The sequence below is a fragment of the Rhodoglobus sp. genome (assembly GCF_053580035.1).
The window spans coordinates 577,129-590,300 of record NZ_JBMDVL010000001.1 but is presented as its reverse complement, the minus strand read 5'-3'; the positions used below and the strand labels follow the sequence as shown (position 1 = coordinate 590,300).

Genomic DNA, 13,172 nt, shown 5'->3' with positions numbered 1-13,172 from the left:
AAAGTTACTTGGTGGCGAGGTGGGCGAAGAGGAACCAGCGGTCCTTCTCAAGCCCACGAGCGATCTCAATCGCGACGTCTTCGCTGACCTTGTCGAGCTCGCCGAGCTCATCGACTGCGGTGCGCACGGTGACGAGCGTTGCGTCGATCGCGGCGATGACCTGAGCGATGACCTCGTCAGACTGCTGGAATCCAGCCGTCATGCTCGGGGTTGTTGCCTTGGCGCCGACGGTCTGGGTGCGGGCATCAATCGGGAGTCCAAGGGCCACAACACGCTCAGCGGCGGTGTCTGCCCATTCGCGGGCGTGGTCGACGATCACGTCGAGGAGTTCGTGTACGGCCTGAAAGTTGACACCACGAACGTGCCAGTGAGCCTGCTTGCCATCAATCGACAGTGCAGTGAGGTCGGTGACTACCGGACCCAAAAACTGGGCAACACCCGAGGTGACGTCAGGATCGGCTGAGGTCTGCGGAACTGCTTTAATCTCGGTCATTTGTGCTCCTTCGTTGTTCTTCAGATACAACGTTACGACGCAGCAAAAATTTCACAAGCAAGCTGAGGCAACGCTAACCAGCCGCGACTCGACTTACGGGGGCTAACCCCACTGTCGATCGGTGAGCATCCACTCTGTTCGCCGTCCCTCGATTTCGCGATCCTGAATAAGGCAACCATCTGCCCTGTAATGCGCGAGACTAAAGCGAGAGACCAATGACGACACAGACAGCAGTAAAACCCCGCAACCCGTACTGGCAGCTGTGGCGCAGCACGCCAAAAGAGGTGCTGTACCTGATGCTGGGCTTTCCGATCGCGATGACCGGGTTTGGTGTGGCCATCTCTCTCGTCGCCACCGGCATCGGCACCCTTGCTATCTTCCTCATTGGTTTCTTCGTGATGATCCTCGCGCTGTACGTCGGTCGCGGCTTCGGGCTCGTACACGTCAACCTTCTGGAGTGGGCTGGGCGCCAGAAACTTGAACGCCCCGACTGGCAAGACGACCGTGCCGCCACCGGATTCGGCGGGTGGTTGAGCGCAACGCTCGGCAACCCGCACTACTGGCTGTACCTGCTGCACACCACCATCTTGGGCTTCGTTCTCACCCTCATCACCTGGACAATCTCATTCGTGTGGGTTGTTGTCGGGCTGACCGGGCTCTCGTCCTGGTTCATTCGCAGTCAAGTCGATGGGGAAAACTCCGACTGGTCGCTCGGAGAATGGTTCTTCGGACTCCTCGGCGTGAACACCACCGGCTGGAACCTTGAAATCGCCGACAACATCGTCGCCTTCGCCGTCGGACTCATCTTCATCGCGACGCTGCCCTTCGTCACACGCGGTCTCGTCCTGACCCAGTGGTGGCTTGCCCGTGGAACCCTCACCGCCTTCCGGTCGGACGGGCTACGACGTGAAGTGCAGTCCCTCGAAGAGTCGCGCGGGGCAGCGCTCTCAGCAGAAGGTCACTCTCTTCGTCGCCTAGAGCGCGACATCCACGACGGCCCACAACAGCGACTCGTACGACTGCAAATGGATCTTGCCGCGGCGGAACGCCAACTCGACACCGACCCAGAAAAAGCTCGTCAGCTGTTGACGGAAGCCCAAGCGCAGTCTTCCGAGGCCCTCGAAGAATTGCGGGCACTTTCTCGCGGTTTCGCACCGCCGCTCTTGCTCGATCGAGGCCTTGTCGCTGCCCTCGAATCGGTGGCCACACGCTCCGTCGTGCCGGCCTCGCTCACTTCAGAGCTTCCGGCCCCACTCATCTTGCCCGGTGAGATCGAACGAGCGTCGTACTTCGTGGTTGCTGAGTTGCTGACGAATGTCGCGAAACATGCTCAGGCCAGCCACGCCGAGGTGCACTTGAGCACTGAGCTGGCCGACGACCGTTCGTGGCTACTAGTGAAGGTCACCGATGACGGTCAGGGCGGCGCCGCTATCACCGCCGAGCACGGCTTGGCCGGAATCGCGGAACGCGTTCGCGGCGTCGGTGGAAGCTTCGAAATCGAAAGCCCTGAAGGCGGGCCTACCTCGGTGACGGCGCGACTACCGTTACCGAAGCAGAGTGCAGAACAGGCTCCCGTTGCCCTCTAGTCTTGAGCGCATGAGCCCTTTACGTGTTGCTGTTGCCGACGACTCGGTGCTGCTGCGTGAGGGGCTCGTGCGTGTGCTCGTCGAAGCAGGGTTCGATGTTGTCGGCGCTTTTGGTGACGCGGATGAACTGCTCACCAATCTCGATAGCTGCGAGCCCGATCTGGTCGTGCTCGATGTGCGAATGCCGCCGACGTTTCGCGACGAGGGAGTGCGGGCGGCGATTCATTTGCGCGAATTGCGACCGCAGATCGGCATCCTGTTGCTGTCGCAGTATGTCGAGGTTGTTTACGCCCAAGAACTGCTCTCTTCTGGCCGTGGCGGTGTCGGCTATCTACTGAAAGATCGTGTGGCTTCGCTTGATCAGCTTCGGGATGCTGTTGAGCGCATTTCTGCCGGCAGTACGGTGCTTGACCCTGAGGTTGTCGCGCAGTTGGTCGGTCGCCGTCAGGATCCGTTGATGACCCTCACGCCGCGTGAGCACGAAGTGATGACTCTGGTGGCAGAGGGGCGCACCAACGCCGCCATTGCCCAGAAACTGGTGATCGGAGTTGGCGCTGTGGAGAAGAACGTCACATCGATTTTTCAGAAGCTTAATTTGGAAGATTCCGGCAGCGATCATCGACGCGTGCTCGCTGTTCTCACCTGGTTGCAGCGCTAAGCTCGCTCGAATTAGCCCTAGCGCAGCGCGCTGAATTTGGTGTTGAGGGTTGTGAGATCGCGGATGCGTCGCTCAAGTGTGATGCCCAAGAACAACACGATCGCGCCGCCGATAACTGCCCAGAGCCACCACGAGGTCAGCTGGTAGAAGCTGATCAGCGCGGGAGCGAACGTGTGCGATGCGTGGATGAGTACGACAATCGTGGCGATAACGAGTGGTGCTTTGAGCTTGAGCCATGCCCCAACAACGATGATCGCTACCGCGACGATTCCGAGGGCGACGATGCGCCACTGAGTGCCATCGCTGGCAGTGTCGATGAACGTTGCGATGAGGCTTGGTGCCAGCAGGATGAGGAGCCCAGCACTGAGCCAACGCATGCTTCGAGCATCCGGGTCGCTCACCATTCGAAGGCCTCCGTGGGTGAGGAGGGCAACGCCGATGAGCACGGTGACCCATTCCAGTGGCTGCACGAGATCGCCGAAGTAGGCGATAGCTCCGACAATGCTGGCAAGGGCGAACCCTAGGTAGCTCATTCGGTGGGTGAGTGGTCGCGTCGACGGGCGTGCAGCGAGCACGAGCAGTGCGCCGCCGAGGGCTACGAGAACGATGATTCGGATGGTGTCGATTGGCTGGTCGCGCTGAACTGCCTCAACGAGCGCAAGCGTCTCTATCGCGTAGAGCAACACGAGCGCGCTACCGAGTAGCACTTCGCTGAGCATGGCCCAGCGGGGGCGGTTATCGTCGTGCGAGAATCCGCTGGCGGCAGCACCGAAGCTGGCAAGGGCAAGCACTCCGGCCGTGGCGAGCAGTCCAGCGTCGAGTTCGGGCACCATTCCTCGACTGTCGGCGATCATCATGATGGCGCGCGAAGCGGTGGTGACGACAAGCCCAATCGCGGAGGCGATGATCGCAACGCCCCAGAAGTCGATAAGGTCGCTGCGCGGTTCCACGAAGGCGGCGGTCAGGAGCAGTGCCCCGCAGAGCCCAGCAATGACGAGGGTGCGGAGTCCGTCACCGCTGGCAGCATTCAGTGCGAGTGGCAGTATCGCGATGAGGAGTCCGGCGAGAGTAATCGCCGGAGCCGAGGCTAGCCGTGCTTGCCGCAGTTCTGCGCGCGCGATGAAGATCGAGAGTGCGATGACGATGGCGGCGAGGGGAAGCACATAGGCTTCGAGCGCTTCGACGCGGGACTGATCGAGGCGCAACCAGAGCGCCCAAGTGCCGAACGCGACAGCACCCCATATAGCGTGGCGGCGCAATGATGCCGATCCGAAGACTCCGTCACGCGAGATTGAGCTGAGGAGCACCGTTACAGACACGAGCAGCGCGATCAACCATGGCGTGTGCTGTGGTTCAAGAATTGCGCTCACTGTGGTGATTGCGGCAACAGCCAGCGCGCTAATCTCGCTGGCTCGTCGAACGGGAGCGTCGTGGTCGCGCAGGCGCAGAATCATGCTGAAAGCGCCGACGAGCACGGATGCTGTGGCGGGGGCGAGTTCGATGGCGACCGTGGGGAGTTCGATCATTCTGCTTGCGCTGTCGAGCAACCAGGCCGTGGCGGGGGCGAGGGCGGCAGCTGCAGCAATTGCTTCGGGAACGGAGGTGCTCGCGCCGCGTCCAAAGATAGTGAAGCTCAGTGCGGTGAGTACGAGAACGGCGCCAACGACGTTGACGATGGACAGATCGAGCATGAACGGAGCGGGTGACCCGGCTCCACTTGCAAAGGCCGTGCCCCCAAGGTTGGCACTCCAGAGGGATGCTGCCGCCAGAGCCGTGACACTGAATCCGGCCCACCACAGCGTGCGGGGTTCGAGCATGGCGTTCTCACGTGAGCGCATCATGAGCGCTCGGGCGATCATCCCGAAGCCAAGAATTGCGGCGATGAGCCAGAATTCGAGGTAGAGCGTTGCGCTGACGACGTAGGTGCCGAGCGCTACGAGCACAGCGAAGGTGAACGCCACGTAGGCAACGGTGCGGGTGAGTGGCGGCTTCGCGAACCGAGCGTTGGTGACGAGGAGCGCAGCGCCGAGAGTCACCAAGGCAACGATGCGGATGCTGCTGAGCGGTGTCGACGAACCGTTCAAGTCGATCGCGATGATGCCTTCGACCGCATAGAGCAGTACGACGGCGGCGCCCAGTAGTGCGGGGCTCGACTTCTGCCACAGAGTTGAGTGCGAAACGCGCGCGAAGTCTGTGTAGGCGAGCCCGAAACTGGCAACGGTCAGAAGCGTCACGGCGCCGATGAGCATGAACTCGGCGTTGGGCTGAGCACTTGGTGCGGCAGTGAACGAGTAGAGGGTGCGGGCTGCTGTGGCGGTGATGAGTCCGGTGGCGGCGGCTACAACGCTGATGCCCCAGAAGCTGAGCAGTGACGGGCGTGGTGCGATGAAGGCGGCCGCGAGCAGGAGTGCCCCACAGAGTGCGGAGATGATGAGCGTACTTGTTCCCGAGCCGCTTGCTGCGTTGAGCGCGAGCGGAACTACGGCAATGAGGAGGCCGGCGAGTGCGATGAAGGGTGCCGAGCGCAGGGAGGATTCCCGTAACTCTGCGCGGGCAGTGAAGATCGAGATAGCCAACACGATTGCGGCAAGCGGGAGTACGTAGGCTTCGAGGGCCTCAACCCGGGACTGGTCGAGGCGCAACCAGAGCGCCCAAGTGGAGAACGCAACTGCGCCCCAGATGACGAAGCGACGCGGCGAATGTGAGCCAAAGATTCCGTCGGCGGAGATCGACGCCAGCAGAAGCGTGATCGAGACGAGCAGGGCGATTAGCCAGTGCGTTTCGTGGGGTTGAAGAATTGTGCTTGCCGTGGTGATTGCCGCAACCGTTAGCGCGCTGAGCTCTCCAATGCGCCGAACGAGCGTGTGGTGTTGGCGCACGCGAAGAGTCATGCTCAGAGCGCCGACGAGAACGGATGCCGTGGCCGGAGCCAGCTCGATCGCTATGGCGCCGAGACCGGCGGTGCGGCTCGCACTATCGAGAGCCCACACCAGAGCGGGAGCGAGGGCGGCAGCAGCGACGAGTCTTTCGGCAGTGCGCGTCTGCGTCGGGCTCGTCACACCCGTGCCGGTAGACGCTGTGCTGGTAGAAACTGTGTTGCTGAATGTGGTGCTCCTCAGCATGGTGATGCTGAGTATGGTGACCAAGAGCACGGCGACGACCACACTGATGATGTTCAGGCTGAGAGCGAGCGGTGCGTCGGGGAATGGGGCCCCGTCGACTGTCGAGGTCCAGAGAATGCTGCCTGCCAGTGCTGTGCTGACGAATCCCATCCACCACAAAACTCGTCGTTCGAGGTCGGTTACTTCGCGCGTGCGGGGCCAGAGCGATCGGGCACTGATGATCACGGCAAGAACGGAGACGGTCAGCCATGATTCGAGAGGGTTGGGGCTCGTGGCGGTGAGAGCGAATTGCAGTTGTTCGCCGAAGCCAGCGGCTGCGAGAAGAAGCGCGAGCATCGCCGTGCCGAGCATCGTGGCGCGAACGGCAACGGCGGTGACGAGGTAGCGGGCGGCGAAGAGAATTGCGGCGGTGCCCATGCTGGCGAGTAGCCACGTGCCGTAGCTCGACCATCCTGAGACATAGGCGAGCACCAGAGGAAGGGAGCCGCCAATGATGAGGATGACCGTGCTGGTGCGTAGCCCAGGGCGGCGGCGCTGGCTGATGCCAATTGCGACCACAGCGAGTGCCGCCAGCGCGAGCCAGACCGCAATGACCGGCAACAGCGTTCCGGCCAGCGGCGCAGCGAGGGCGAGCGCAGCACCGGCGCTCGCGAGCACTAGGGGGAGCCGTGCGCGAAGTTGTCCTGTAGCCCACCACGCGAGCGTCATGATGACGGGAACGCTGAGAATCGCGAGTTGGGGCCAGCCGTTGTCGCTGACGTCGAACGGCGCGCTCGCCGGTGTGATGCGGCGCAGCGACGACTGAGTAACGTACTGCATGGCAATAGCGAGTGAGCTCGCGAGGGGCGAGATGAGAGCGATTGCGGTGATCGCCCAGACTCCGAGCGACGCCCAATGGGTCGTGTTGCGGCTCGCAGCGCCGAAGTATCGTCCGCTGCCTTCGCTGAGTACAGCTAGGGCGGTCAGGGTTGCGACGACGGCGAATGCGCCGATAGGGGCATCAGTTTCGATGAGATTCCACACCGCAGTTGCCACGGTTATCCCAGAGATCACGGCAAAGCTATTACGGATGATCGTGCCGAAACCTGCCCGCTGTGCGGCAACACTGTGGGCTGCCGCGACGGCGCCCAACAGGAGGAGCCAGCCTGCGGTCGAGTCGTCGTCTGACAATCGGAGCGGGAAATAGAGGGAGGCGAGCGCGCTGAGGAATCCGATCGAGAGTGACACGAACGCGTAAACGATCATGATCACTCGCTCGGCTACCCCACGGTAGTTGCCGTGGGCGGCGGTCAGGTAGATGAGCGTCGCGGCGGAGAAGGCCACCATCGGAATCAACACGAGAGTGTTCGGGGAGTCTCCATTGGCGAGCCCAGCGATGAGGAGTGCGGCGGCGGGAGGGAACGCGGCGAAGCCAAGCACGTTGACGAGGGTGAGTTTGCTCGCCCGGTGCCAGAACATGAACCCCAGCGAGGCCACAATCAGGGCGGCTCCCCAGTACACGCGACCAGCGGAGTCGCCGACGACTAGTAGCTCGTTGGCGCGCACTGCATAGATATCGAGCACAACAAGCACGACGGCCAGTGCTGAGAGTGCTTCTGCTGTCGCGGAGAGCCCACGTTTTTTCACCATCGTTGCGCCGACGATGCTCGCGATAGTGATGGTCGCGATGATCGCTGACCGCCAGATGAGTCCGAAGCTAATGAAAGCGTAGATGAGGAAGAAGATTGCGCCGACCGACAGTAGTGACACTCCGACGATCAGCAGGATGACCTGGATGCCCGTATGTGAGCGAGCGGTGGGTGCTTCATTTACGCCGGACGCTGTGTATTCGGTCAGGCGAGGCGCAGGCTCGAGAGGGCTCGCAAGAGATGAGGTGGCTGCAGCAGCAGCCGAAGCAGCTGCAGCAACATCTGGCGCCGATGTCGGCTGCGGATACACCGGTGCTGCAAGTGGCGTCGGGGGAGCCTCGGCGGCAACAGTGTGAGTGGGGGGTGCCAGTGCGGCTGTTGAGCGAGCCGCGCGTTGAGCTGCGGCTGCTTCGAGCGCGGCTCGTTCGGCAAGACGGAGCTCATCGCGAATTCGCGTGCGTTCGGCGGCTGTCTCGAACCGGATCTTTCCGATCAGTTCAAGCCGCGCATCCATGAGTGCAACGACGTTGAGCGACTCGTCCCGTAGGCGAGCGGCGTCGGGGTGGTTCATGTCGAGCCCGCAACTCACACACACCAGGTTGTTCGGAAGTGCTACAAAGCAGGCAGGGCAGCGTGAACTGTCAATGAGGTCTTTGGGGCCACGGGGAAAAAGTACGTGGCCGACATGCTCAATAAAGGAACGCGGTGCACCAACCATTTACTCGGAGTTCCTTTCGGGAGGAACCCTCAGAGTAGCGTTGAATAATCCTTAAGAAGCGATTAGACGCGAAAGTGTGGACTGCTGCTGCGAGAAGCCATTCGCTATCTGGATTTCTGGGCGAGGCTTTTCGAGGCGGTTAGTCCACGCTTGACCATCCCACCAGCGCAGCATGTGGCTGCCAGCGGGATCCGGGTACCAACCGAAGGGGGGAAGTTGAGTAGCGGTGTTAGACATCGGGGGAGTCCAAGGTGCCCTGCCGCGGTGGGCGATACGGGTGCGGCGTGCGATCCAGCCGCGGGGGATCAGTTCGGGGAACGGCTATCCCCAGTATAGGGGGCACGCTCGAATCCTGACAAGGGGTCAGTTGGTTGCCGCGCGCGGCTAAACGCGACCCCTCTGACCGTGGGTAAGATAGTCGCGTGAACATCTTCGGTTTTGTAATCTCTTTGGCGCTCTTTGTCGGTGGAATTTACATGATGGGCGAAGCTTTTTATGTAGAGGGCCTCGAGTCGGTCGTCTTCATGGGCGGACTCCTCATCACGTGCCTCGGAGTATTCGTGCCGATTCACATCATGAAGCGCATCGATAGCTAGTTGACCGTGGCGAGCTTTCTGAGTCGGCTCGCCCCTCTTGCGTTGACCCTCCGCGGGTCAAAGCGCATGTTTAGTGATCCGCAAAAAACTCTCAACAGGGTTGAGCAGCTTCGACTGCACCCCGCACAGGCCACACCGCCAGCATCCATCTCCCGTCACGTGGATGTCACTTCTCGCGTTGTTGACGGATGGACAGTATTCGACGTCTCCGCCCGCGCCGGCGCTAGCCCAGCCAAGGCACTCTTTCTTCACGGCGGTTGCTACGTCTTCGAGATTGATCCACTGCACTGGCGATTTGTTGCCAAACTCGTTCGCGAAACCGGCGTAACCATCAGTGTTCCGATCATGCCGCTTGCCCCAGCCGGGCAGGCATCCGTCGTTGTCGACAAAGTTGCCAACTTGGCGCAGTCGCTGATCGCCGAGGTGGGTGCCAGCAATGTCAGTGTGATTGGTGATTCATCCGGAGGTGGAATGGCGCTCGCGGTGGCGATGGAACTTCGCGACCGCAAACACGAACCGTTGCGGGCGATCGTCCTGTCGGCGCCGTGGCTCGACATCAGTGGGACTGACCCCAAACTGGCGGAGATCGCGCCAAGTGATCCCTGGCTGGCTGTGCCGGGAACTAAGGCAGCGGGAGCACTGTATCGCGCAGAATTGCCGGAATCTGACTGGCGCGTAAGCCCGATCCATGGCGAGCTAGCGGGCCTCGGTCCGATAACCGTGTTCACCGGAACGCGAGACATCGTGCACGCCGATGCACTTCGACTGCTCGAACAAGCAACCGAACAGGGCATTCAGATCGACTTCCATGTGGGGGAGGGAATGATCCACAACTATCCGATCCTGCCCATCCCTGAAGGGGCACAAGCTCGGGCAGTCGCAGCGACAGCTATTCGCTGAGCAGCCTCACAGAACCGCGTTAACGACTAAAGGCCGCCTCAAACGAGGCGGCCTTTAGTAGTGGAGGGGATACGGAGAATCGAACTCCGGTCATCAGTTTGGAAGACTGAGGCTTTACCATTAAGCTACATCCCCACTTGGCACCCGATCGTGCTGTGCGCCGAGGAATACTGTACCTGAAACCTGGCGAAGAACGAAGTCGAGACCGGCATAACTGAATTTCGCCGCCTATTTACTGGCAACAGCTGGGGGAGAACTGCTGATCTGCAGATCTCGTCAACATTCTGTTCTCGCTCAGGCTAGACTTGCCGAGGCCAATTGAGTACCGGCGCGATTTTCTGCGTCGCGGTCAGATCTATGTACGGCGCCCGGGGCGTAGCTCAGCTTGGTAGAGCGCTCGGTTTGGGACCGAGAGGTCGCAGGTTCGAATCCTGTCGCCCCGACGAATACACACAACGAATTACAGGAGTCCACAACGTGAAGACAACCGTTGAGAAGTTGAGCCCGACCCGCGTCAAGCTCAACATTTCGGTCACCCCAGAAGAACTCAAGCCGAGCATTGACCACGCGTACAGCCACATCGCATCGCAGGTCAACATTCCCGGTTTCCGCAAAGGCAAGGTTCCACCGCAGCTCGTTGACCAGCGCGTCGGCCGTGAAGAGATCCTCAACCACGCAGTGAGCGACAGCCTTGACGGTTTCTACCGCCAGGCCGTAACCGAAGAAGAGATTCGCGTTCTTGGTCGCCCCGAGGCAGACATTGTCACGTGGCCAGAGGTCAAGGACTTCAGCGGAGAACTTGTTCTCGCTATCGAGGTTGACGTTCGCCCCGAATTCGATCTTCCTGACTACGACAAGCTCACCCTCACGGTTGACGCTGTCGAAGCATCCGCGGATGACGTGAAAGACGAACTCGACACCTTGCGTGCTCGCTTCGGAACCCTCGTTACCGTTGATCGCCCCGCAAAGAAGGGCGACTTCGCTCAGCTCGACCTCGTAGCCAAGATTGGCGACACCGAGGTCGACTCCGCATCGAGCATTTCGTACGAGCTTGGCTCTGGCGAACTGATCGAGGGCATCGATGAGGCGCTCGACTCGCTCAGCGCCGGCGAATCGACCACCTTTGAGTCAGTTCTTCTCGGTGGAGACAACGAGGGCGAGACAGCAGTAATCAGCCTTTCACTGCTGACCGTCAAGGAGCGCGAGCTTCCTGAGGCAGACGACGACTTCGCCCAGATGGCCAGTGAGTTCGACACCATCAAGGAACTCAAGGCTGACCTCAAGGAGCAGGTCAAGCGCTCGAAGGCCTTCGGCCAGGGTGCAGCAGCTCGCGACCAGATCGTTGACGAACTGCTCAAGACTCTTGACATCCCCGTTCCCGAGAAGCTCGTTGAAGACGAAGTTCACCGTCACCTCGAGAACGAAAATCGCCTCGAAGACGACGAGCACCGCGCTGAGGTCGTAATCGCTAGCGAGAAGACTTTCCGTTCACAGATCCTCCTCGACTCCATCGTTGAGAAGGAAGAGATCAAGGTCAGCCAAGAAGAGCTCACCTCGTACCTCGTGCAGGGTGCTCAGCAGTACGGCATGGAGCCGGGCGAGTTCATCCAGGTTCTGGACAAGAACGGCCAGATCCCCGCAATGGTTGCCGAAGTTGCTCGCAGCAAGGCCCTCGCGGTCGTGCTCAGCAAGGCAAAGGTTGTTGACACCAAGGGCAAGACAGTAGACGTGTCGGCATTCACCGCCATCGCAAACGCTGACGTTGTCGAGGATGACGCTGCAGTAGAAGAAGCAGCAGACGAGTCCTAAAACACAGCTTCATACTCGTGGCCAGCTAGTTATCTAGCTGGCCACGAGTTCGTTAACGAGCAGTGTGCGATCAACCAGTGATGGTGTCGAGGAACAGCCGCGAGTAGCGTGCACCGTCGACTCCGAGAGCCACATCGATCCGGCGGAATAGCGGATCGCCAGCGCCCGACTGTTCATGACCGGCAGTTCTATGGTCAACAACGGTCTGCCCCCGAGTAAGCGGATCGCCGAGACTAACTCGAACAGGCAAATTCGTGGTGCTCAGACCATCCGGATCGATCGCGGCGCACACCGCACCCGCGTCTCCGATGTCTCCATGGCCTTCGCCAACAACTCGCACCTCGCCACCCTTCACGGTGACTATGTGCTGGAGCAAGCGACCTGCTAACTGCGCGCCTGGTTCGGATGCCGCTGCAAGGTCCGCGATATCTGTGGGGGAAATCGTCACCGAGTAGAACACATCGAGACCATACATAGTGATGGGAACGCCAGAACTCAACACGATTTCGGCGGCCTCTGGATCGTGCCACGTGTTGAACTCGGCAACAGCTGTCGCGTTGCCAACGGAGGCCGAACCACCCATGAACACGATTCGTTCAACGTTGGCCAAAACTTCGGGATACATACGCACCAAGAGGGCAATGTTGGTCATCGGTGCCAACGGAACCACAGTCACCGGGGTAGGGCTGGCAAGAATTTCGCGGCGCAAGAGTTCAACAGCATGCAGCGGCACAGTGCTGCGTGGTGAAGGCGCGAGGTTCAGGTCGCCAAGGCCGTCTGTGCCATGCACATGAGCGGCATGGTTAGCCTCGGCGAGCAGCGGGCGACTGGCACCCGCAGCGACCGGAACATCGCCGGCGCCCGCAGCATCCAGTACCGCAAGCGTGTTCTTGACGACCTGTTCAAGGCTGGCGTTGCCTGCGACACACGTGACCGCACGCAGATTAACGTCGGGATGCCGCACAGCGACCATCAGGGCAAGGGCATCGTCAATGCCAGTATCAACGTCGAGAATCATTTGCTGCATGACGCAATGCTAACCGCGGCGGAGCTGCTTAATCAGCGACAAGTTCGGCCGCGTAGCCACGCACCGAGCGCGAGTAAATCGGCAGATAGTCAGCCAACGCCATCAGGGCAACCGCAGCCGCATGAGTTGCCTCTCCGCGACTGGTCAACGCGAGAGCGAGAAAGGCAGCAGAAGGCCCCGTCCACTCATCATCGGGATGCTCGTGCAATTGCTGCTCAAGCATCGCTATCGCCTCATCGATGCGACCGAGATTGCGCAGCGTGCTCGCCAACTGAATGATTGCGCGTGGCCGTAGCGCGACATCCAGCCCGTTTTCGAGCGCTCGACGATAGAGCGGTTCGGCTTCAGCTTCGAGGCCGGCATAGTCGCGAGCGCCTGCGGCCTCGAACAAAGCCTCGGCATCGTCACCATCGCGTTCGGCGACAAGCTCATCGATAGCGATGACAACATCGCCTTCTGCCATGGACTCCGCGTTGGACCAGATATCTGCGACTCGGTCGCGCCAGTTGTCATGCATTTTGTGAGCCTACAAGCACCGCTGAACGACGCGGTACTTTGCCTAGGGCGAACAAGCCAGAATCGGGACGCGTACTCGGATACATTCGTATCAAGCGATTACTGAAACGGAGCGCAAC

General features: G+C 60.7%; 10 protein-coding genes and 2 tRNA genes. 6 read left to right on the top strand and 6 right to left on the bottom strand.

The annotated features are described in order from the left end of the window. Positions 1 to 4: 4 nt before the first annotated feature. The gene (locus ACOH1Z_RS02830; RefSeq protein WP_197105938.1) at positions 5 to 493 is read right to left on the bottom strand and encodes a Dps family protein; all 489 of its coding nucleotides are present in this window, start codon (positions 491 to 493) and stop codon (positions 5 to 7) included. A gap of 215 nt (positions 494 to 708) precedes the next feature. On the opposite strand from ACOH1Z_RS02830, the gene ACOH1Z_RS02825 reads away from it, so the two are divergent. Beyond that, on the top strand, positions 709 to 2,079 hold the full coding sequence (locus ACOH1Z_RS02825) for a sensor histidine kinase (RefSeq protein ID WP_449646972.1): 1,371 nt from the start codon (positions 709 to 711) through the stop codon (positions 2,077 to 2,079). Positions 2,080 to 2,089: 10 nt separating this feature from the next. Then, positions 2,090 to 2,737 (top strand): response regulator transcription factor, encoded by a 648-nt coding sequence (locus tag ACOH1Z_RS02820; protein WP_449646971.1) that lies wholly within the window; start codon positions 2,090 to 2,092, stop codon positions 2,735 to 2,737. 17 nt (positions 2,738 to 2,754) lie between these two features. On the opposite strand, the gene ACOH1Z_RS02815 is transcribed toward ACOH1Z_RS02820, so the two are convergent. Both ACOH1Z_RS02815 and ACOH1Z_RS02810 read right to left on the bottom strand, forming a co-directional pair. Beyond that, entirely contained in the window at positions 2,755 to 8,205 is a 5,451-nt protein-coding gene (locus ACOH1Z_RS02815) for an SCO7613 C-terminal domain-containing membrane protein (protein ID WP_449646970.1), read from the bottom strand. Between the two features lie 51 nt (positions 8,206 to 8,256). Next, entirely contained in the window at positions 8,257 to 8,442 is a 186-nt protein-coding gene (locus ACOH1Z_RS02810; RefSeq protein WP_449646969.1) for a DUF2510 domain-containing protein, read from the bottom strand. 185 nt (positions 8,443 to 8,627) lie between these two features. Here ACOH1Z_RS02810 and ACOH1Z_RS02805 point away from each other — a divergent pair, with 185 nt between their 5' ends. Next, positions 8,628 to 8,801, top strand: coding sequence for a hypothetical protein (locus ACOH1Z_RS02805; protein WP_449646968.1), 174 nt, complete (start codon positions 8,628 to 8,630; stop codon positions 8,799 to 8,801). Positions 8,802 to 8,807: 6 nt separating this feature from the next. Further along, positions 8,808 to 9,701, top strand: a complete 894-nt coding sequence (locus ACOH1Z_RS02800; RefSeq protein WP_449646967.1) for an alpha/beta hydrolase fold domain-containing protein — start codon at positions 8,808 to 8,810, stop codon at positions 9,699 to 9,701. 61 nt (positions 9,702 to 9,762) lie between these two features. On the opposite strand, the gene ACOH1Z_RS02795 is transcribed toward ACOH1Z_RS02800, so the two are convergent. Continuing rightward, positions 9,763 to 9,836: transfer RNA gene (locus tag ACOH1Z_RS02795), tRNA-Gly, on the bottom strand. Between the two features lie 234 nt (positions 9,837 to 10,070). On the opposite strand from ACOH1Z_RS02795, the gene ACOH1Z_RS02790 reads away from it, so the two are divergent. Beyond that, positions 10,071 to 10,144: transfer RNA gene (locus ACOH1Z_RS02790), tRNA-Pro, on the top strand. Positions 10,145 to 10,178: 34 nt separating this feature from the next. Next, positions 10,179 to 11,510 carry a trigger factor gene (tig, locus tag ACOH1Z_RS02785; RefSeq protein ID WP_449646966.1) on the top strand — a complete coding sequence of 444 codons (1,332 nt, stop codon included), beginning with the start codon at positions 10,179 to 10,181 and terminating at the stop codon, positions 11,508 to 11,510. A 70-nt stretch (positions 11,511 to 11,580) separates the two neighbouring features. Here the strand turns inward: tig and ACOH1Z_RS02780 are convergent, their stop codons facing one another. Further along, the gene (locus ACOH1Z_RS02780; RefSeq protein WP_449646965.1) at positions 11,581 to 12,537 is read right to left on the bottom strand and encodes a nucleoside hydrolase; all 957 of its coding nucleotides are present in this window, start codon (positions 12,535 to 12,537) and stop codon (positions 11,581 to 11,583) included. 28 nt (positions 12,538 to 12,565) lie between these two features. Beyond that, positions 12,566 to 13,054: a tetratricopeptide repeat protein gene (locus ACOH1Z_RS02775; RefSeq protein ID WP_449646964.1), complete on the bottom strand. Its 489-nt coding sequence runs from the start codon at positions 13,052 to 13,054 to the stop codon at positions 12,566 to 12,568. Between the last annotated feature and the right edge of the window lie 118 nt (positions 13,055 to 13,172).

What these genes read in the sequence shown, in the direction of transcription:
- ACOH1Z_RS02830 (WP_197105938.1), bottom strand. Translation starts at nt 493, where the DNA reads ATGACCGAGATTAAAGCAGTTCCGCAGACCTCAGCCGATCCTGACGTC.
- ACOH1Z_RS02825 (WP_449646972.1), top strand. Translation starts at nt 709, where the DNA reads ATGACGACACAGACAGCAGTAAAACCCCGCAACCCGTACTGGCAGCTG.
- ACOH1Z_RS02820 (WP_449646971.1), top strand. Translation starts at nt 2,090, where the DNA reads ATGAGCCCTTTACGTGTTGCTGTTGCCGACGACTCGGTGCTGCTGCGT.
- ACOH1Z_RS02815 (WP_449646970.1), bottom strand. Translation starts at nt 8,205, where the DNA reads ATGGTTGGTGCACCGCGTTCCTTTATTGAGCATGTCGGCCACGTACTT.
- ACOH1Z_RS02810 (WP_449646969.1), bottom strand. Translation starts at nt 8,442, where the DNA reads ATGTCTAACACCGCTACTCAACTTCCCCCCTTCGGTTGGTACCCGGAT.
- ACOH1Z_RS02780 (WP_449646965.1), bottom strand. Translation starts at nt 12,537, where the DNA reads ATGCAGCAAATGATTCTCGACGTTGATACTGGCATTGACGATGCCCTT.
- ACOH1Z_RS02775 (WP_449646964.1), bottom strand. Translation starts at nt 13,054, where the DNA reads ATGCATGACAACTGGCGCGACCGAGTCGCAGATATCTGGTCCAACGCG.